General features: G+C 64.2%; 20 protein-coding genes and 1 tRNA gene. 1 reads left to right on the top strand and 20 read right to left on the bottom strand.

The window, feature by feature from the left end; translation table 11 throughout:
• Nucleotides 1–169: 169 nt before the first annotated feature.
• The 18 genes from AC3WUT_RS17505 to AC3WUT_RS17420 form a co-directional block, all read right to left on the bottom strand.
• Nucleotides 170–1,879, bottom strand: a complete 1,710-nt coding sequence (locus tag AC3WUT_RS17505) for a phage major capsid protein (protein ID WP_492348351.1) — start codon at nucleotides 1,877–1,879, stop codon at nucleotides 170–172.
• A complete protein-coding gene (locus AC3WUT_RS17500; RefSeq protein WP_492348350.1) occupies nucleotides 1,876–2,139 on the bottom strand; it encodes a hypothetical protein in 264 nt (87 codons plus the stop codon). Before AC3WUT_RS17500 ends, AC3WUT_RS17505 begins: the two co-directional genes overlap by 4 nt.
• Nucleotides 2,140–2,209: 70 nt before the next feature.
• Nucleotides 2,210–2,719 (bottom strand): hypothetical protein, encoded by a 510-nt coding sequence (locus AC3WUT_RS17495; RefSeq protein WP_492348349.1) that lies wholly within the window; start codon nucleotides 2,717–2,719, stop codon nucleotides 2,210–2,212.
• Nucleotides 2,716–3,258, bottom strand: a complete 543-nt coding sequence (locus AC3WUT_RS17490; RefSeq protein WP_492348348.1) for a hypothetical protein — start codon at nucleotides 3,256–3,258, stop codon at nucleotides 2,716–2,718. The genes AC3WUT_RS17495 and AC3WUT_RS17490 overlap by 4 nt, the downstream gene beginning before the upstream one ends.
• A 452-nt stretch (nucleotides 3,259–3,710) precedes the next feature.
• Nucleotides 3,711–5,318: a YfjI family protein gene (locus tag AC3WUT_RS17485; RefSeq protein WP_492348347.1), complete on the bottom strand. Its 1,608-nt coding sequence runs from the start codon at nucleotides 5,316–5,318 to the stop codon at nucleotides 3,711–3,713.
• A complete protein-coding gene (locus AC3WUT_RS17480; protein ID WP_492348346.1) occupies nucleotides 5,311–6,252 on the bottom strand; it encodes a toprim domain-containing protein in 942 nt (313 codons plus the stop codon). The genes AC3WUT_RS17485 and AC3WUT_RS17480 overlap by 8 nt, the downstream gene beginning before the upstream one ends.
• A gap of 9 nt (nucleotides 6,253–6,261) precedes the next feature.
• Nucleotides 6,262–6,543: a hypothetical protein gene (locus AC3WUT_RS17475; RefSeq protein ID WP_492348345.1), complete on the bottom strand. Its 282-nt coding sequence runs from the start codon at nucleotides 6,541–6,543 to the stop codon at nucleotides 6,262–6,264.
• A complete protein-coding gene (locus tag AC3WUT_RS17470; RefSeq protein WP_492348436.1) occupies nucleotides 6,540–6,719 on the bottom strand; it encodes a helix-turn-helix transcriptional regulator in 180 nt (59 codons plus the stop codon). The genes AC3WUT_RS17475 and AC3WUT_RS17470 overlap by 4 nt, the downstream gene beginning before the upstream one ends.
• Before the next feature lie 386 nt (nucleotides 6,720–7,105).
• On the bottom strand, nucleotides 7,106–7,468 hold the full coding sequence (locus AC3WUT_RS17465; protein ID WP_492348344.1) for a hypothetical protein: 363 nt from the start codon (nucleotides 7,466–7,468) through the stop codon (nucleotides 7,106–7,108).
• Nucleotides 7,469–7,471: 3 nt separating this feature from the next.
• Complete coding sequence (locus AC3WUT_RS17460) at nucleotides 7,472–7,702, bottom strand: hypothetical protein (RefSeq protein ID WP_492348343.1); 231 nt, start codon at nucleotides 7,700–7,702, stop codon at nucleotides 7,472–7,474.
• 3 nt (nucleotides 7,703–7,705) lie between these two features.
• Complete coding sequence (locus AC3WUT_RS17455) at nucleotides 7,706–7,951, bottom strand: hypothetical protein (protein WP_492348342.1); 246 nt, start codon at nucleotides 7,949–7,951, stop codon at nucleotides 7,706–7,708.
• Nucleotides 7,952–8,278: 327 nt separating this feature from the next.
• The gene (locus tag AC3WUT_RS17450; protein ID WP_492348341.1) at nucleotides 8,279–9,502 is read right to left on the bottom strand and encodes a tyrosine-type recombinase/integrase; all 1,224 of its coding nucleotides are present in this window, start codon (nucleotides 9,500–9,502) and stop codon (nucleotides 8,279–8,281) included.
• Between the two features lie 179 nt (nucleotides 9,503–9,681).
• Nucleotides 9,682–9,772: transfer RNA gene (locus AC3WUT_RS17445), tRNA-Ser, on the bottom strand.
• Between the two features lie 146 nt (nucleotides 9,773–9,918).
• Nucleotides 9,919–10,158, bottom strand: a complete 240-nt coding sequence (locus AC3WUT_RS17440) for a YbdD/YjiX family protein (protein WP_492348340.1) — start codon at nucleotides 10,156–10,158, stop codon at nucleotides 9,919–9,921.
• Nucleotides 10,155–12,221: a carbon starvation CstA family protein gene (locus AC3WUT_RS17435; RefSeq protein ID WP_492348339.1), complete on the bottom strand. Its 2,067-nt coding sequence runs from the start codon at nucleotides 12,219–12,221 to the stop codon at nucleotides 10,155–10,157. Before AC3WUT_RS17435 ends, AC3WUT_RS17440 begins: the two co-directional genes overlap by 4 nt.
• Before the next feature lie 159 nt (nucleotides 12,222–12,380).
• Complete coding sequence (locus AC3WUT_RS17430) at nucleotides 12,381–13,550, bottom strand: acyl-CoA dehydrogenase family protein (RefSeq protein ID WP_492348338.1); 1,170 nt, start codon at nucleotides 13,548–13,550, stop codon at nucleotides 12,381–12,383.
• A 58-nt stretch (nucleotides 13,551–13,608) separates the two neighbouring features.
• Nucleotides 13,609–14,808, bottom strand: coding sequence for a CaiB/BaiF CoA transferase family protein (locus tag AC3WUT_RS17425; protein WP_492348435.1), 1,200 nt, complete (start codon nucleotides 14,806–14,808; stop codon nucleotides 13,609–13,611).
• A 16-nt stretch (nucleotides 14,809–14,824) separates the two neighbouring features.
• Nucleotides 14,825–15,802 carry a Bug family tripartite tricarboxylate transporter substrate binding protein gene (locus tag AC3WUT_RS17420; protein ID WP_492348337.1) on the bottom strand — a complete coding sequence of 326 codons (978 nt, stop codon included), beginning with the start codon at nucleotides 15,800–15,802 and terminating at the stop codon, nucleotides 14,825–14,827.
• A 149-nt stretch (nucleotides 15,803–15,951) separates the two neighbouring features.
• Between AC3WUT_RS17420 and AC3WUT_RS17415 the strand changes: the two genes are divergently transcribed.
• Nucleotides 15,952–17,517 (top strand): IclR family transcriptional regulator, encoded by a 1,566-nt coding sequence (locus tag AC3WUT_RS17415; protein ID WP_492348336.1) that lies wholly within the window; start codon nucleotides 15,952–15,954, stop codon nucleotides 17,515–17,517.
• Nucleotides 17,518–17,571: 54 nt separating this feature from the next.
• Here AC3WUT_RS17415 and AC3WUT_RS17410 read toward each other — a convergent pair whose 3' ends face one another.
• Together AC3WUT_RS17410 and AC3WUT_RS17405 are read right to left on the bottom strand one after the other, a co-directional pair.
• Nucleotides 17,572–18,198: a response regulator transcription factor gene (locus AC3WUT_RS17410; RefSeq protein ID WP_492348335.1), complete on the bottom strand. Its 627-nt coding sequence runs from the start codon at nucleotides 18,196–18,198 to the stop codon at nucleotides 17,572–17,574.
• Entirely contained in the window at nucleotides 18,195–19,649 is a 1,455-nt protein-coding gene (locus AC3WUT_RS17405; RefSeq protein WP_492348334.1) for a cache domain-containing protein, read from the bottom strand. Before AC3WUT_RS17405 ends, AC3WUT_RS17410 begins: the two co-directional genes overlap by 4 nt.
• Between the last annotated feature and the right edge of the window lie 34 nt (nucleotides 19,650–19,683).

Raw genomic sequence — 19,683 nt, 5'->3', positions numbered from 1 at the left:
GGTCCGTTTCTAGCCGATTGAGGCAACGTCGGCGAAAAAGCCAAAGCCCGCCCCATTCACAGGGGCGGGTGCAACTCTGGCCTTTCACAGCCATATTGCTGTCTTTGTCCGCCGAGTGGTGTTCTACAACTGCGTCCACTTTGGCGTCAAAGACGTCGCAATTTCAACCTCACGTTGTTCCCAGGCCCTTCACCCAGCCATACGGCGCCACCCAGCCGCACCCGAAGTCAAGCCGCGCCTTCACCTCCAGGCCGTCGGTCGTGAACCCTTCGCGGGTCGTGACCTGCACCCCTTCGGCGCCGTCCAAGTAGCCATGCTCAAACGCCGTCTGGTTGTTCGCGGCCAGATACCACTGCACCTTGCTCACGGCATCGAGGCGGGGCTCCACGATCACCTTCAACGAATAGGGCTGCACGTCGCTGGTCTTCATCGGAGTGATGGCGGCCACCACCTGGCGGGCGGTGTATTCCAGCGAAGCAGGCACGATGAGATAGCCCGGATCTTGGTTGATCAAGGCCTCACCATCCTTTTGCGAACGCATCGCCAGAACGCCAGCCGCAACGCCGTTGGCTCCGAGTGCATCGGGGATCTGGGTTGATCGGCCAGCACTGAACAGGGCCGCACCATCAACAGTCGGGGCTGCGGTCAAGGCGGCCACCAGCTCGTCAGCCTCGCGCCTGGCTGCGGCCAGGCCGTATTTGGTGATCAGGTCAGCGAAGCCGCCCAGATCATCATTCACCAGGGCCTGGCGGCTCAGGGCCATGATCCGGCCAAACGTGGCCAGGCGCCAAGTGTTGGCGGCTTCATCAATGGTCCCATAGTGGAACTCGCCGGACTCGTTCACCTTTTCCAGAGAAGGCGCACCACCCATGCGGACCACGCTTCGCGCACGAAAGTCGCTCAGGTTGTTCTGCCGCGTGATTTGCTTGAGCGCGGCCGGCGCCTCTTGGTAGGCCTGATGCAGCACCCGGCCAACGGCTGAGCCCAGCAGGTGCGGAAAGTCGCTGGTGGTGTGGTGGAAGGCCCGCTCGATGATCTGATCCCGGCCATCGTGGTGCGAGACGGGGCGGCCCGCGAGCTGCAGCGCCCGCATGGCGAGCTGGGTGCAGTCTGCAGAGCGCAGGGTTTCGCCAGTCGGCTTGCCGCCCAGGCGGGCAACAAAGGTGTTCACGATGAGGTCACGCTCACCCTGCCCGCCTGCATAGTCACGGCTCACGTTCAGGTGCCCACCTTCGCGCAGGTCGCGCTGGGCCAGTTCTTCGATGACAGCGGCGCGGGCCGCATCCATCGTGGCGCCTGGCTGAATCAGGGTGGTGGTCAGGTGTTCGACGTTGAAGCGCTTGCACAGGTCCGTGATGGCGCGGGAGGTCTCTTGATCGGTGGTTTGGGCTTGGGGCATGGTGCGTGGTCCTTGGTTTGAATGGGAACGGAAGAAGCCGGCTGCGGGATCAGCCGGCACGGGAACAATGGAAACTTCGTGGGGCTGCCAGCGGTAGGCCATGCCCCCTTCAATGGGGGTGCCTTGATCAAGCAAGGCATAGCCAACGGACAGGCTGCGATGAATGCCCGCGATCACGTCGGCGCGGATCTGCTGAGCCTCTGCGCTGGTGCCAAAGCGGACCAGGCCAACCACGCGATCACCCTGGGCGATGAGCTGCTCAACGACGCCCACGGCAAGGCGCGATGTGTCGTGAGCGATCACCAGGGGCAGCGGGGCACGGGCCAGGTCTACGCCATGGGGTGAGCAATCGAGCACCTCCATCACGCCAAAGCGCTGCACGGCGGTGGTGGTGGCGATGGTCGCGGGAATGAGGGCGTCTGCCGCCAGATTGGGGTCGATGCCTTCGAAGCGAAGCGTTCGCTGCAGAAGGGTGCTCATCGAATGCCCTTCTCGACTTCGAGCTGGTCGCGCAGCAGGTAGCTGAGCATGGAGATCAGGCCCAGGGCCTCACCAGGCGTGAGCTTGGTGCTGGTGCTGAAGCCCTCGCCGTGCAGCTCAAGGGTGAGGTTGTGATGGACTGCGACGGTGACCGGCTTGGGTGGCTTCGGGGGCTTTGGCGAAGCTGGACGGGGCCGCGCCGGGGCCTCGTCCAACAGTGCGACGCCGGTGTCGCTGATTGAGATGAAGGGATGGGTCATTGAGGGATCTCCGTTTGGTGGACCGATGTTCGATCCACCCCCCTCAATGACAAATAACGCCGATTTACCGTCAGCCCTCCGAGGGCTCCGAGGGCTCAGAGGGGCCGCTGTTGACAACCCGCAGCACCTGGCGCATTGACGTTGGGAGGTCGCCCCCGAACTCGCGGTGCAGCTCCATGAGGTGGCGAAACACATCCTCTTCACACACCCGGCCATCGGCAGACAGGGGGTGCTCTGGCGGGCTCTGCAGGAGGGCGGCCACCTTGTGGGCTCGCTCGGTCTTGCCACCGCTTTGCAGCTCGTAAATCTGCCGGATGCCCGCATCCCTTCGGCTCTTGCGCTCGACCGCCAGCGGGGCTTCGTGACGGCCCCCGCGCCGGGGTCTGAGGCCCAGGTTGCCGGTGATGTCGGTTTGCCCCTCAAGGTACAGGCGCAGCGCTTTGGCAATGAGGGTTGCCGCGCCGGGCGGCACCACGCAACCACGTTCCAGGCATTCGGCGCCCACACGCACGGCCTCCAGGGGCGCGATCGATGGGGCTTGCTGGTGCCACCAGGCCGGGTTCAAGTTCTGTCCGCTCATGGCTCAATCTCCTCGGTTGAATCGACTTCGATTTCTGGGTCTTGGTCTGTGTCTGTCTGCTCGTCGGTGCCGGTGTGGCTTTCCGCAATCCCCCGCGCGATGGCTCGCTGCCACTCACTGCGGGCGGAGCTGATCACCGCACGGATGACCTCCAGGGCCGCAGGGGGCAGGTCAGGGACCGCCTGCGGCACTTGGCCCTCAAGCCGGTCAATGTCGGCGGCCACCGCAGCGCCCGCGACTTCAAGAACGTGGTTCAGGATGGACCTGGGGGCGTACTGGGCGCGTTCTTTGGCGTTGCGGATCTGCCAGGCAATGCGCTGCTCTTGGGCCAGCGCGGCACGCTCTTGCACCAGGTCAAGGGGACCGTCTGGCGACAGCCGCACCCGGGCCGATTCCTCCAGGCGCTCGCAGTAGGCGCGGAGCCATTCAAGGGCGGTGCCGCCAGGAGGCAGGACGCCGGCTTTCAGCATCTCGCTGACGGCCTGCTGAGACACGCCGACCAGTTGGCCGAACTCGGCCTGGGTCACTTGTATGTTCAATGGGTGGGACACCATACAACCCCCTATGCACTCATGCGCAACAGCCCGAGAGGGCGGTGCGAATTACCCGCATAGGCACTCTCTCCGGAGGACCCAGGCCCACCGGCCCCCAGTCCTCCAGGTCGATGCCCCACGGTTTCAGGTCCGGCATTTCTCCACCCACTACTACCCCGACGACACACTGACAAACAGGACGAACCAAAACCCAGGGCATGAGTGCTTGCACGTCCCCAGCCCCTACTACCCCGCTGACACACTGACAAACCGGACGAACCCACGTTCTCGGTTTCAGTGCTGGCGATCTCTCGCCCGTCTCGGTCTTGTTCAGGGTCACCGCTCACCCCCGGTTTGTCGGGTTTGTCGGTGTGTCTGCCGGGGTAGTGATATGTGGCGTAAGTCATTGATATATAAATAAATAGTTCTAATTTCATCTCTATAGACAAACCGGGCAATCAGGACAGACAGGCCGGGTTCACCTGAATCACGGTGGATGAGCGGGCGCCAGGGTTCTTCCTTTGGCGTGAGCGAACGCAATCGAGCTGGGCGAGCTTCTCAAGTGCCTTTGTCAGCTTGGTCACCGTCTTAAAGCGGCTATCCATGGCCCGCTGCGCCTGCCTTGGTGTGAATTCCTCCAGGCCGTTGCCCCTGATCCACTTGAGGACGGCCAGTGCATCGGCCTCCACCGGATCGGCGCCCAGCAGGCCGAACGCCGCCTGGGTGTGCTCGATCAGCAGCCGGGCCAGCCGCACCGCATTGGCCATGGCCTCCAGGCCCACCGTGCGAGCGCTGAGCCCGCCCTCTGCGAGCTGCAGCAGCGCGGCCACCCGGGCCACCGCGCCGGGCAGCTTGCTGGTCCAATCGCGGATTGCATCGAACGAGCCGCCCTCCCCTTGCTGGTCTTCAATCTCCTGGGCGAAGTCAAGCCAAAGGTCTTCGGCCAGTTCATCGAGCTGGAGAACTGCAGGCTTGTCGCTCTCGCCAACTGGTGGCGGGTAGCCCTCCAGCATGGTCATCACCGCTGCGCTGTATTCGGCCTTCAGCTCTTCGGTGATGCGGCTGCGCTTGCGCACATCGCGCTGGCCCACGTTGGATACGGGCACCACGTAGAAGAAGCGGGCCAGCAGGCCACTGCTGCGGAACTGGCTGGACCCTGCCAAGTCGGCCACCAGATCGGGCTGAATCATCAGATTCATGGAGACGCAAGGCCGGTCCACGAACACGGTCCGAGAGGCCCGGGCCACCTTCAAGGCGCTGCCGGTGTGGCCCTTGAGAAAGACCTCAAGGCTGGCGTTTCCGCCGTTGTACAGGCCCCCCAGGATGCGGAAGATCCCCGGCTCATCGCTCATCACCGCCATGCGCCCCCGGTTCTCCGACAGCAGCCGCTGCAGGGTCTCCGGGGTCACGTCTTCGGTGAACAACAAGGGGGCCTTGATCTCGTCGGGCATCTCCATCTCTTCGCGCTCGATCTCATCGCGCAGCTTCTTGAGCTGCTCGTCGTCGGCCTTGCCCGCTTGGAGCTTGAGCGACTCGATGCGCTTGAGCGTGGTGGACCTCACCGCCTCATTGCGGGCAATCTCTCGCCGCATGCGGTCGCGCAGGAGCTTTTCCCAATGCAGCAGCGGCTCTTGAAAGGCATTCATGACCGCCGTTTTGCGGGTGCCCGAAGGGCTCACCGAAACGCCCCACAGCGCGAGCACTTCGCGGTGCGTTCCGGTGTCCACTTCGAAGCGCTTTTGCAGCAGGGTGCCCAGCACGCCCAGCGCACAGATCACCGCCATGCCAGGGGGTGTCTGGGTGCCCTCTGAGACGGCTTGCGCGAAGCGCCCCCACACGCCAGGAAGAATACCCGTGGGTATATCTGGGGTGCGCAGCACGCCCGGCACCATGGGTTGAGGCCATTCCTCCGCCGCCACGTTGAGGGGCTCAGGCAAAGACGCGAAGGCATCCCCGACCGGCTGGGCCGCCTCGACCTGGGCCCGCACCGCGTCCAGCCCGGCAAAGGCTTGCAGGTCGTTGAAGTCGGTTCCCGGCTCAATGGTCTGGATTGATTCATCAGCCATGGATTCCCCTTGCGAAGTTGGGCGCGGCCACCAAGCCACCCACCGCCCGGGCCGCGGCCATGGCTTGCGTGAGGCCTGGGTTGCCTGGCGTTTTGGCGTCGTCGTCCGCGCAGACCACGATGGTCAGATCGGGGAATTTGCGGTGCAGCGCAGCGGCCACGGGCAGCAGGTTGCCGGCGTTGAAGGCCACGGCCACCGCCTGGCGTGTGGCCTTCCAGAGAGTGGCCCCGGTGGCGTACCCCTCACACACCAGCAGCCGCCCCGCCGGTCGCCCGATGGCGAAATAGCAGCCCGCAATCCGGCCACCCGAGAGGAAGCGCTTTGCAAGGCCATCAGGGGGGATGAACTGGAGCGAATGCAGCAGGCCGTCCGAGTCCCGCAGGGGAATCACCAGCTTGTCTCTGAGCAAGCGAATGCCGATGGCGGAGACGCCCTTTCGGCGCAGGTAGGGGTGTTCGTCAGTCGCCGGCCTGGCCCTTCGCCAAAGAGCTTCAGCCCGTGACCGGACCTCGGCCTGCACCGCCAGGCGCTCGGCCTCCCTGGCCTGGCGCATGGCAACCAGGCGCCGCCGCATTTCTGCATGGTCAGCAGCAGAGAGCTGCCGCTCGCCGTCGCCGCGCCAGGTGTGGGTCACCCCCAGTTTCCAGCTACCGAAGGCCCCCGCAGGGACCGGCTCGGAGTGCAGCACGTACCAGCCGTTCAGACTGCCGGAGCGGTCCCCCTGAATCCGATACCGATGCAAGAGGCCATCAGCCACCAGGTCCAAGTCCTTGAAGGGCGCCTGGCCGGCCTGGGCCATGGCCTGCAGCATGGAAGCCCTGGCAACCGGCTTGCGCTGATCTGCGCTGCGGCTGATAATCCGCTCGTTAGTAGTTTGGTTAGCCGCCCCGGGTGTTTCCACCACCCCGGCGGCTTTCTTTTTGTCTGTGTCCATCTTGATCCTTTATCTGCCCTCATCGAGGTCAGGCACATAGCCGTCAGAGAGCTGGTCAGGCCTCCCGGGCTCAGAGACGGCCAGGACGTCGCCGGTTTGCGGGTCACACACCTGCACCACCCCTGGCCAAATCACGCGAACCAGGACCGGGGAGCCGCCTGGCCGCTTCATGACGCGCTGAAACAAGGGCTTGGCCGTCGCGTGCAGCGCAGCGAATGCCGAAGCCCGCTTGAGCGTCTTGGCCGCTTGTCGTTGTGAGGCCGCCAGGGCCTCTTCGTGGACGCTTTTCATTTAGCCCCCGCCTGTTCGCATTGCTCTTGCAACCATTTGTCAATATCCGAGCTTCTCCAGCGTGTGCAGCGAGAAGAAAACCGAATAGCCGAAGGAAACCGGCCGTCTCGCTGGGCGGCATAAATCCAACTCTTCTTGCGGCCCGTGCGCGTTTCCACTTGCGCGAGGTCCAACATCTTCACGTTCGAATAATTCACTTCAGACACATTCACTCCTTCAAAGATTGGCGGGGGGCCAAAGGTCAGCGTCTGGAGACGAAGCCTTTGCCTTGCGCACACCAGAAATCATGAAGAGACAGTTGTTCCATTTCCATAAAAAGTGGAACAATATTTTTTTGCATTCGGAACGTAGTGCATCCACCCGGAAGCATCCCAAACGTGTGATATAGGAGCCCAGGCATTAGTCCGAGCAAATAAACACAAACATCAGGAAATCAACCAAGATCCAACAAATGGGTGAAATAGCCATTGCACCCATTTCAATCGAATAACCGCATCACCTACCACAGATGGTTACCTTAGATGTCCGAGAGGTTATTCAAAGAAACCCATCCAAAAGCCAGTTAAGCAGGCTGCGGACAGCCACTTTCTTGCTTGGCTTCTCGTCTCTTTCCGGGGTGATGCTTGATTTTTGACTGCAGGAATACAGAGCGGGCCTGGTGCCTTGCTCGTTTGACAGCATCATCGAAATGAAAACGCCCGGCTTGCTCTGCCTCGCTGTTGATGTCGTTCATTGCCTCATAGGCCAGGTCTTCAATCACGGAAAAGACCTGCGCGAAGACTTCAAGACCCCTATGCGCCTCGGGCGCCTGCATCGCGAGTTGGGAGAGTGCAGCCAACGCTTGAATCCGGTCAAAGCCGAGCTGCGAGCGGCAATCCATTGAGCGGATGTGCTCACCCATCTCCAGAATACTTTTTCCAGCCATACCTCAGCCCCTCCCCACGTGACGCGCCTGGTGATGCCACAGTTCTGGACGGGTGTTGCTAACGAATCGACGGATGATCTCCCGGCCAACGCGCTCAGCAAACTCGCAAGCATCTGCATCACCATGGGGTGCCGGATTGGCCTGCGCGATGTGCCAGAGTTGGGCTAGATACTGATCATCCCAGTGCTCCAGATCACTGCTATCGATCTCGAAATGAATGATGGTCTTCGCCATGGCTCAGGCCCTCCCATCGTTGGCAGCAGCACCCAGGCTGAGCGAGCGCATGGCATTGATAGCAGCCAGGGCCTGCACGGCCTTGCGGCTGGCCCCTGGCGCATTGGTTTCAACTTGGTTGAGATACCAAAGCGCCATCCGCAGCGAGTTCACTGCACGGGCATGAAGTTGGTTGAGATCGAGAGTGCCCGAAGATGGGCAGGAAGACGGCGCAGCGCAGCGGCTGGCCTCGGTGGAAACCGTGGTCATGGGTCAAGCTCCTAATCGAGACTGAAACCCACCAGCCATGTTCTTACGCAAAGCTGGTGGACGGGATGTTAAGAACACGCGATTAGACGTGCGCCAGGCGTTACCGCTTTGGCCATCCCGTCCGAAAACCACATAGCAGGCCCGAAACAGAGCCCGCCAAAGCATAGACGTGACAAAACCTCGCTATCGGGGAGGTTTAACCGCTAATCGAAAGGTGTTCTTACGCACCACCCACCTAGTGGGCATGAGAAATGTGCCACAGACGCCACACGAAAGTCAAGCACTTTTCAGCCCCACCGAAACAACTATCGAAAGAAGGGTTTTCCGTTAAGACTGCCGGCGCAATGCATCAAGATGGTTTGCCCAAGCCTGCATCATGGTGCGACGATCCTTCAAATACAAGGCATGGTTATACGCAGCAGATACGGCGTTACGCTCCTGGTGCGCCAGTTGCAATTCGATATGTTCATGAGGAAACCCCTGTTCATGAAGGATCGTGCTAGCCACACCACGGAATCCATGGCCTGTCATCTGGCCCTTGTATCCCATCCGCTCAAGTGCCTTCAATATGGTGTTATTACTCATGGGCTTTGAATGATCCCGTTCACCAGGAAAAAGCAATTCACGCTCACCAGATAATGTTTTCAAAGACCTGAGAACTTCAATGGCTTGCGCAGAAAGCGGAACAATATGAACCGTTCCCATCTTCATCCCATAGACCTTCTCACCAGACTCATCATTGACGCGGCCGGGGATTCGCCACTCTTCTGCCCCCAGATCGAAGTCGATCCATCGGGCCTTGATCAGCTCACTGGTTCGAACAAAGGTCAGGCACATCAACTTCAGCGCCATCCGGGTGTATGGGCCGCCCTGGTAGGCCTCAATCCGGCGCAGCAGCTCGCCCAGATCCTTTTCAGGCACCCGTGCATAGTTCTGCTTACGCTTGGCCTTCAAAACGTCTGAGGGCTTGATGTCGGCAGCAGGGTTTCGCTCCACCAGGTCATGAGCAACGGCATACCGCAGGATCTGGCCAGAGGTCTGCAGCAGCCGGTGGGCAAGATCAATTGCCCCACGGTCTTGCACCTTCTTCACCAACTGGGTCAGGTCACGGGCTGATATCTCTTCGGCGGGTCGCTTTCCGATTTCAGGAAATAGATCCGTCTCCAGCCTGCGCCAAACATAGTCGGCGTGGCGGGCGCTTTTTCCGTCGCTCCAATGGTCGAACCATTTCTTTGCGACAGCTTGGAAAGTGTTCTCAAGGCCAATCGCTCGCTTGGCCTTGGCAGCCTTCTTGACCTCCATAGGGTCATCACCCCCAGCAAGCAGCTTTCTAGCCCCGTCACGGGCCTCACGCGCCTCTGCAAGCGATACCTCTGGATAGGACCCAACGGCTAGGCGCTTCTCTACACCATCAACCCGGTACTTCATGTACCAGTGCTTACCGCCAGCCTTGGAAACCTCCAGATACAGGCCCTTCTCATCGGTGAACCGCACCCGGGGGCGCTCAGGTGGACAGGTGGCTTTTCGACATTGCAGCTCGGTGATGGGCATGGATGAGGGGGCAAAATTTTGGGGATCAGGGGGTTGATCCCCAATTGCCCCCAATTCTGCCCCTCAAAAGTCGTGGATTCAAACGTCCTCATCCGGACGCAAATGGACGAAAAAAAACCCCGTCTCCTCTGGGAAGACGGGGTTTTTAGGACTCATCCGGACGTATCCGGAAGTATCACTGGAGGAGAGAGAGGGATTCGAACCCTCGATACAGCATAACTGTATATCGGATTTCGAGTCCGACGCATTCGACCACTCTGCCATCTCTCCGTGGTCCCGAAACTTTCAATGCCAGTTTGGCCAGCTTTGAAAGCCGCTCTGCGCGAGACCGCAGAGCTGAATTTTTTGACATTCGGCTTAGCGCCGTTTGTCGAGCCTCGAATTCTAGCAGGGTTTTTTGGGCCTTTTGAAGAATCTCAGCAACAACGCCCCATTCGCCCTTTGCCGCCCCCGTAGCGGGCCTCCTGGCGCTCACGGAAGAAGGCCTCGTAGCTCATCACCGGCTCGCCGGGGTGGGTGCGCTGGCGGTGGGCCACGTAGGTGTCGTAGCTGGGCTGGCCCACCATCAGGCGAAACGACTGGGCAATGTAGCGCCCGGCCTCCAGCAGCGGGCTGGCGGCGGCGGGCGCCGCTGCGGTGGTGGGCGCTGCGCTCATGCCCGGGCCTCGGCCGGCAGGGGCTGGTAGGGCACTTCTCGGGTCTGGTCCCTGGCCTGGCCGCGGGCGCGCAGGCAGGCGCGCACGCTGTAGACCAGGGTGCTCAGCACCACGGCCATGAACAGCACGCACAGGCCGGCGTCCAGGCGGTCGTTGAAGATCACCCGGGCCATGGCTGCTGCCGTCTTGGCGGGGGCCAGCACCTGGCCCTGGGCCAGGGCGTCGGCATAACGGTTGGCATGGGCCAGAAAGCCCACCTTCACATCGCTGGAGAAGATCTTCAGCCAGCCCGCCGACAGGGTGCAGGCCAGCAGCCAGGCCGCCGGCAGCGCCGTCACCCAGGCGTAGCGCTCGCGCTTCATGTTGAACAGCACCACGGTGCCCAGCATCAGGGCCACGGCCGCCAGCATCTGGTTGGAGATGCCGAACAGCGGCCACAGGGTGTTGATGCCACCCAGCGGGTCTTGCACGCCCTGGTAGACGAAGTAGCCCCAGGCCGCCACGGTGAGGCCGGTGGCCAGCAGGTTGGCGCCCAGCGATTCGGTGCGCTTGAGGGCGGGCACGAAGGTGCCCAGCAGGTCTTGCAGCATGAAGCGGCCGGCGCGGGTGCCGGCGTCCACCGCGGTCAGGATGAACAGGGCTTCAAACAAGATGGCAAAGTGGTACCAGAAGGCCATCATGGCCTGGCCCCCCACGGCCTGGTGCAGGATGTGGGCCATGCCGACGGCCAGGGTGGGGGCGCCGCCGGCGCGTGCCAGGATGGTGTTCTCACCCACGTCCTTGGCGGTCTGGATCAGCACGTCGGGCGTGATCACAAAGCCCCAGGTGGAGATGGTCTGGGCCACCGCCTCGGGCGTGTTGCCCACCAGGGCGGCCGGGCTGTTCATGGCGAAGTAGATGCCGGGGTCGATCACCGAGGCTGCGGCCAGGGCCATCACGGCCACAAAGGATTCGGCCAGCATGCCGCCGTAACCGATGAAGCGGGCCTGGGTTTCGTTCTCCAGCATCTTGGGCGTCGTGCCCGACGAGATCAGGGCATGAAAGCCCGACACCGCACCGCAAGCGATGGTGATGAACAGGAAGGGAAACAGGTCACCCGCCCACACCGGGCCATTGCCCTGGGCAAACTGGGTGATCGAGGGCATGGCCAGCGTGGGGTTGACCACCACGATGCCCACGGCCAGCGCCAGGATGGTGCCGATCTTCAGGAAGGTCGACAGGTAGTCACGCGGGGCCAGCAGCATCCACACCGGCAGCACCGAGGCCACAAAGCCGTAGCCGATCAGGATCCAGGTCAGCGCCTCGGGGCTGAAGTCGAAATACGGGCCCCACACCGGGCTCTCAAACACCGCCTGGCCACCCACGATGGCCGCCATCAGCAGCACAAAGCCGATCACCGACACCTCGCCGATGTGGCCCGGGCGCAGGTAGCGCACGTAAAAGCCCATGAACAGCGCGACCGGCACGGTGGCCATCACCGTGAACGTGCCCCAGGGCGAGTGCGCCAGCGCCTTCACCACGATCAGGGCCAGCACCGCCAGGATGATGATCATGATCATGAAGGCGCCGAACAGCGCGATCACGCCGGGCACGTTGCCCATCTCCTGCTTGACCATCTCGCCCAGCGAACGGCCGTCGCGTCGGGTCGAGATGAACAGCACGATGAAGTCCTGCACCGCGCCGGCCAGCACCACGCCCGCCAGAATCCACAGCAGGCCAGGCAGGTAGCCCATCTGGGCGGCCAGCACCGGGCCCACCAGGGGGCCAGCGCCGGCAATGGCGGCAAAGTGGTGGCCGAACAGCACGTGCTTGTGGGTGGGCACAAAGTCCAGCCCGTCGTTGTGGCGCCAGGCCGGGGTGTTGCGCGTGGCGTCCAGGCCCAGCACCTTGTCGGCGATGAACAGGCTGTAGTAGCGGTAGGCGATCAGGTAGACGCAGATCGCAGCCATCACCAGCCAGGTGGCACTGACGGCTTCGCCGCGGCTCAGGGCCAGGGTGGCCAGGCCCCAGGTGCCGAGCAAGGCCACGGCCAGCCACGGCAGGTGGCGTTTCAAGAATTCCATGCAGGTCTCCGTTGTATGAGAAGGCCGGCGCCGCCCCTGTGGGGGCACGGCGCCGCGGTGCGGAAATTGTCCAGAGCAGGTCGGGCCGCCGCATCCGTCGCACCACGTGGGTGCGCACGCGGCAACACCTAATGGATAACCCTGATCACCGAGTCCTGATCACAGACGCCCCTGCCGGGCCTCGAAAGACGCCAGTGTGCGTTTGGCGATGTTCAATTGGTGGATCTGGCTGGTGCCTTCGTAGAGGCGGAACAGACGCACGTCGCGGTAGAAGCGCTCGATCGGGTGGCCATGGATGTAACCGCTGCCGCCCAGCATCTGCACACAGCGGTCGGCCACCCGGCCGCACATCTCCGAGGCAAAGTATTTGCAGATCGAGGCCTGCAGGCTCACGTCCTCGCCCGCATCGCGTTCGCGTGCGGTTTGCAGGATCAGGGCCCGGGCGGCCTGGATGTCGGTCTGGCAATCCGCGATCAGGGCCTGCACCAGCTGAAACTGCGCCACGGGCTGACCAAACTGACGCCGCTGCGTGGTCCAGCGGATGGCCTCCTCCAGCATGCGGATGGCTGGGCCGGTACACAGGGCGGCCAAGTGGATGCGCTGCTTGTTGAGCACCTTCATGGCCGTTTTGAAGCCCTGCCCTTCACGCCCACCGATCAGGTTCGCGGCCGGAACACGGCAATGGTCAAAGTGCACCTCGGACACCGGGGAGCCCGCCTGTCCCATTTTTTTGTAGGGCAGCCCGGTACGAAGGCCCGGCGTGTCGCGTTCGACCAGAAAGGCCGAGATGCCATGCGCACCGGCCTGCTCGGGGTCGGTGCGGGCCAGCACGGTGAACAGGCCCGCCAGGGGCGCGTTGGTGATGAAGCACTTGCTGCCGTTCAGGATGTAATCGCTGCCGGAGCGCAATGCCTGGGTCTTGAGCGCGGTGGCATCCGAGCCGGCCTCGGGCTCCGTCAAGGCGAATGCGCCCGTGATGTCACCACTGGCCAGACGGGGCAGGTAGCGGGCCTTCTGCTCTGGGCTGCCATCGGCCACCAGGGCCTCCGAACCAATGCCGGTGTTGGTCCCCACCCGGGCCCGGAAAGCCACCGAGGCCTGGGACAACGCCATGGCGGCCAGCACCAGCTCTTCGGTCGTCATGCCCTGGCCACCCCACTCTTCCGGAATGGACCAGCCGAAGTAGCCCAGGCTCGCCATCTCGGCCACCAGATGCGGCGGCACTTCATCCTGGGCCTCCACCTCGGCCTCACTCGGAATGAGGCGCTCACGCACAAAGCGCTCGATGGATTGCAGGGCTTGGGAAAACGCTTGGGGATCTCGGATCATGGTGGACTCACTGGGTTGATGGGTGGAATGGACGCAGAAAAAAACAGGAGGAGAACACTCAGATGACGCGCTCGTCACGCAGGCGCGTCAGGTCCTCGTCACTGAGCCCCAGGCCCCGATACAGGACCTGGTTGTGCTCACCGACCGAGGGGCCGGTGCGTGGCAGCGGCGGCTGAAAGCCAGTGATACGGGGCACCGTGGCCGGCGCGGGGACCGAGCCCAACTCCGGATCTGGCAAACGCACAAAAGCACCTCGGGCCAAAAAGTGAGGGTCCTGCAGCGCATCGTCGATCGAGTTGACTTTGCTGAACGGGACATCCTGCTCACGCAGCCGCTCGGCCAGTTGCTGAAAGGTTTGCGAAGCGCACCACTCAGCGACCCAGGCATCCAGCACCTGCAGGTTCTCAACCCGGGCCGGGTTGGTCGCGAAACGAGGGTCGGCCCCCAGCTCAGGCCGGCCCATGGCGGAGCACAGCCTGCGGAAAATGGGGTCCGATGTGCCCACCAAGGTGACCCAGGCCCCCTCCCGCGTGCGGTACACGTTCGAGGGCGCTGTGTAGCCGGCTCTTGCGCCCATGCGCCCCCGCGCCAGCCCCAGGCGTTCACGCTCGACGGCCAACGGTTCCAGAACCCGAAGCAGCGCCTCAGTGGCCGACAGATCGATTTCACGGCCCGGCGCCTGAGGGTGGCGCTGCCGATAGGCGGCCTCGGCCGCGAGGCTGAACGCGGCGAAAAGCCCGGCCATGGAGTCGCCCAAAGGAAAGTTCAAGTGCTGGGGACTGCCGTCGGCTTCACCCGCGAGGTGGGCCAGACCACTCATGGCCTCGAAGATGCGGGCAAAGCCCGGCCGATTCGCGTCAGGCCCGGTCTGGCCAAAGCCGGTCAGCCGCAGCACCGTCAGCCGAGGTTGCCGGGCATGCAGGACAGGCAAGCTCAAACCCCAGCGGTCCAGCGTGCCGGGGCGAAAGTTCTCGACCAGCACATCGAACTGGGGCAGCAATCGCAGAAACAACTCGCGTCCCTGCTCCTTGCGCACATCCAGCGTGATGCCCCGCTTGCCGCGATTGAGCACCTTCCAGTACAGGGCATGCCCGGGTTCGACCGGGGCCAGTGACCGCAGGGGATCGCTGCCATCGGGCAGCTCAAGCTTGACCACCTCGGCCCCCAGATCGGCGCACAGGCTGGAGGCAAAAGGTGCGGCCACCACGGTCGCCATGTCAAGAATGCGCAGACCGCTCAAGGGGCCTTCACCGCGCACGCCAGGTTCGAGGGCATCAGTCAATGCGCGCTCCCGTCGATTTGACCAAGGCACCCCAGGTCCGGGTGTCCTCGGCGATCACCTTGGCAAAGGCCTCAGGGCTGCTGCCGACCGGCTCGGCCCCGAGTTCGATCAGGCGTTTGCGCAATTCGGGGCGCAACAAGGCCTGGGCCACAGCCTCCTGCACACGTCGCACCACCTCGGGGGGCGTCCCGGCGGGGGCCATCAAGCCCTTCCAGGCTGTCGATCGGAATCCGGGCAAGCCCGCTTCGTCGACCGTGGGAATGTCCGGCGCCCCTGAGGCGCGGTGGTCACTGGCCACGCCCAAGGCACGCAATCGGCCGGTGCGCACCTGGGGCAGCAACGCGGGCATGTTGTCGATCATGAGCGTGATCTGCCCACCCATCAGGTCATTCAGGGCAGGGCCGGTCCCCTTGTAGGCCACATGGATCAACGACAGGCCGGCCCTCTGATTCAGCAGTTCACCCCCCAGATGGGCAGGCGTTCCGTTGCCCGGAGAACCAAAGGAAAGGCGGTCAGATCGCGCCTTGGCGTAGTCCAGAAACGACTTGAGATCGCTGACCGGCAAGCGGGCTGAAACAGCCATCAAGTTGTGCTCACGAACGATCTGAGTGACGGGAACCAGATCGACATCGGGGCGAAACCCCATTCGGGGATAAAGGCTCGGATTGATGGCCACCGGGCCGGTGGCTGCCAGCAACAGGGTGTAACCATCAGCGGCTGCCTTGGCGACCATCTCCCCCGCGACATTCCCGCCTGCGCCGGGTCGGTTGTCCACGACCACGGGCTGTTTCAGGCTTTGGCGCATGTCCTCGGCCACGAGGCGGGCCAGCAGGTCAGCCGATCCGCCAGAGGCAAAGGGGACGACGATCTTGATGGGCTTGCTGGGCCAGGGGGGCGCCTGGCTCATGGCCTGGTGAGGTGCCAGCAATGTGCCGGCAGCGAGGGCCATCGCTGCGATCCGCTTGAACATGGTGTCTCCGTTCCGACAGCCCGCCGAAAGGAGGCCGTTGCCGGGAGACTAGGGCTGAGACCGACGACGCTCCAGCTTTGTTTCGCTATATTGAACGCATGCCGGCAGAACCCCCTCTCAGCACGACAAGACGCGTGGCCGACCCGCGCATGGCGTCCTCCCTGGGCCATGGCCTGGATGTGCTGGAAGCCCTCTGCGAGGCCGGCACGGCGCTGAGCAATACCGAACTGAGCCGGCGAACCGGGCTCTCCAAGGCCACCATTTCGCGCCTGACCCTGGCCCTGCTCAGCCGGGGGCTGCTTGACGACAGCGCCCCCCAGCGGGGCTTCCGGCTGGGCCTGGGCGCGCTGAGCCTGGGTTATCCGCTGCTGGCCCGATGGGGTCTGCGACAACTGGCCCGCCCGGCCATGCTGCAGCTTGCCCAGGCCTGGGGCGCCTCCGTGTCCCTGGGGCTGCGCGATCGCCATCGGATGATCTATGTCGAAACCGTTCGAGGCAGTGACCCCGCCCAGTTCAATCCCGAAGTGGGTGCCCAGCTGCCCATGCTGGCCACCGCCATGGGCAGGGCCTGGCTGGCCAGCGCCCGCACTGACGAGCTGCAAGACCTGCGGCTTCAATTGAGCCGCCAGCAGCCCTTCGACCCCGCCCAGTTCGAAGCGCGCAGACACGAGGCCGTGCGCCAGCTTCAAGGCCAAGGCTTCTGCATCTCGGCAGGCGAGTGGTTGAGTGATGTCCACGCCCTGGCCACCCCGCTGAACATCGAGGTCCTGGGTCAGCGCCTGATCCTCAACCTGGGGCTGCCCAGGTCCAGGTGCGACGCCCCATCATTTCCGGCAACACCGGGGGCGAATCTAGGCCGGCTCGCGCAACACATCGAGCGCTGCTGGAACGAGCAGGGGGCGCCCAGGCCAGCCCCCCTCCATGCCGCCCGCCGTGCGGCGCCCAAACCCAGGCCCCGCCTTCGGCATCCCTCGGCCCAGACGCTGAGCGCCGGCCTGGACCTGCTCAGCCTTTTTGAGCCCGGCCAATGGGAACTGGGCAACAGGGAAATCGCCGACCGGCTGGGCGTCTCGCCCCAGACGGTCGTGCGCCTGACCCACACCCTGTGCGAGCGGGGCTTCCTGCAACGCAGTGAACAGCCTGTCCGCTACCAGTTGGGCTGGGCAGCCCTGACGCCAACCCAGGCCTTGTTGAATGACCTGCGCCTGAGGCGCGACGCGCGGGTGATGTTGCTGAACCTTTCCAGACGTTTGGGGGCCGCCGTGTCGCTGGGGCTGGAGTACCGATCCAGCATGATTTATGTCGAGACGGTGTGGCAAGCTGACGAACGTTTGCGCCCCCCCGACATCGGCGCCCCCATGCCTTTGTTGCGCACCGCCATGGGCCGGGCCTGGCTGGGCCAGGCCTCACCCACGCAACGGGTACAGGCCCTGAATCGACTGCGCCTGCATCAGCCTGAGGAATTCAGCCTGTACCAAGACGCAGCGCAACAGGCGGTCGATTTCTATCGGGCCAACGGCTGGTGTGGGTCCAGTGATTTCCAGGCCGACATCACCGCACTGGCCACCGCGGTGAAAGCGCCGCACGAAGGGCGCACCTATGTGCTCAACGCCGGGCTTCTGCGCTCACGCCCGCTGACAGAGCCCAGGCTGAGGGCGCTTGCCGAGGCCCTTTGCGACACCGCCCGATCCATCGAGGAGACCCTGCAGCACTGACACGCGGCCATCACCCAGACATGAAGCAGCCATCACGCAGCGATCACGCAGCGATCAATGATCGCCCGCATGCTCCACCGCGTACTTGATCAGCTCGGCCTGGCCCTCGATGCCCAGCTTGCGCTTGATGCTCTGGCGGTGCGCCTCGACCGTGCGAAAGCTCAGGCCCAGGCGGGCCGCCATCTGCTTGCTGGATTCGCCGCGCCCCAGGGCACTCAGCACCTCGGCCTCGCGGGGTGACAGCAGGGGTTTGGGCTGGTCGTTGCGGAACAAGCGGCCCGCCACCCCCGGGCTCAGAAAGGTGGCGCCGCTCATCACCACGCCGATCGCGGCCACGATCTCGTCGGCCGGTGCGTCTTTCAGCAGGTAGCCGCTGGCGCCGGCCTGCAGGGCACGCTGCACGAATTCGGGGTTGTCATACATGCTGAACATCAGCACCTTGAGGCGCGGCCAGCGCGCCAGCACCTGGGCCGTCAGCTCGATGCCGTTGACGGGCTTCATGCCGATGTCCATCAGCACCAGGTGGATGTCGTGCCGCGCCAGGCTTTGCAGGGCCTCGGCGGCCGAACCGGCCTCGTCCACCACCGTGAACTGCGCCACATGGCTCAGGCGGGCGCGCAGGCCCTCGCGCACCATGGGGTGGTCGTCCACCAGCAGCAAGCGCACTTCCGATTCGCTCATCCTTCTGACTCCTGATTGAAACGGGGGCCGGCACCGGGGCCGGGGGCCGCCGGACTCAGCGGCACCTGGGCATCGAGCTGGGTGCCCTGCCCTGGCGCACTCAAAAACTCCACCGAGCCACCCACCGCCGCCATGCGTTCGCGGATGTTGCGCAGGCCGATGCCCTGCTGCGGATCGTGGTGCAGGCGCTCGGCCTCGAAGCCCCGCCCGTCGTCGCTGATCTGCAGGTGCAGCGTGGGGCCGGCACCCGGGCTCGCAGCGTCGGCCAGCAGGCTCAGCTGCACCTGCTGGGCGGCCGCGTGCTTGGCCACATTGGCCAGGGCCTCCTGCGCCACCCGGAACAGGGCGGTCTTGATTTCTTCACTGAGCTCGGGCACCTGGGGCCCCACAAAGACCTGAGCGGCCACGCCGCTGGCCTCGCTCCATTCGGCCACCAGTTGCTCCAGCGCGGCCGGCAGGCCCAGGCGGTCCAGCATGGCGGGGCGCAGGCGGTGCGACAGGCGCCGGATCTCGGTCAGGCTGTCGCCCAGGCGGGCCAGGGCCTGATGCAGGCTGTGCTCAGGCGGCGGCCCGCCGTGCTGCACCGCGTGCAGGGCCGATTCGAGCAGCAGCTTGGTCGACACCAGGGTCTGGCTGCTGCCATCGTGCAGCTCGCGGGCCAGCCGGGCGCGCTCGTCTTCCTGCGAGCGCACCAGGCGCTGGGCCAGCAGGCGCAGCTTCTGGTCGGCAATGCGCTGCTCACTGAGGTTCAGCCACAGGCCGCTCACGCTCAGGCACAGCAGGGCCAGGCCGGCAATGCCCAGCATCCACCACAGGGTGGCGCTGATGTTGCCGCGCACCTGCTGATCGAGCTGGGTGAGGGTGTCGTCCATGTCGTCCAGGTACAGGCCGGTGCCCAGCATCAGGTGCCAGCGCGGCAGCGCGACCACGTAGCCCAGCTTGGGCACCATCTTGCCGCTGGAGGGCTTTTGCCACAGGTACTCCACGTACCCGCCGCCATTGCGGGCCTGGGCGATCAGGTGCTGGATGGTGGGCTGGCCCCGGGGGTCGCGCAGGTTCCACAGGTTGCGGCCCAGCAGCTCGGGCTGGCGCGAGTGCATCAACACCTCGCCGTCCAGGTCGTAGACAAAGAAGTAGCCGTCGCTGCCATAGTCGAGCGAGGCCAGGCGCTGGATCGCCTGCTGACGCGTGGCCGCATCGGTCAACCCGCTGTCATACAAGGGGCGCACCGTGCTGACGGCCAGGTCCACGTAGTGGCGCAGCTCGACGCGGCGCGCATTCATGTAGGTCTGAAGCACCAGCACGCGTTCGCGCTCGGCCAGCTCATGGTCCTGGTGCGAGACGGCCAGGGCCATCAGGCCCAGTGCCCCCAGCAAGGGCAGCAGGGCCAACAGCACAAACTTGGCGCGCAGACGGCGCGCGGGTGACCAGCCGCCCAGGCGAAACATCATGCGCTCAGCCTGGCCGTGCCGGGGTGGATCAGGC

The organism is Curvibacter sp. EU05-FHT14A10, from assembly GCF_058791075.1.
Note: the sequence above shows the minus strand (reverse complement) of the source record. Positions and strands in the feature narration are given on the sequence as shown.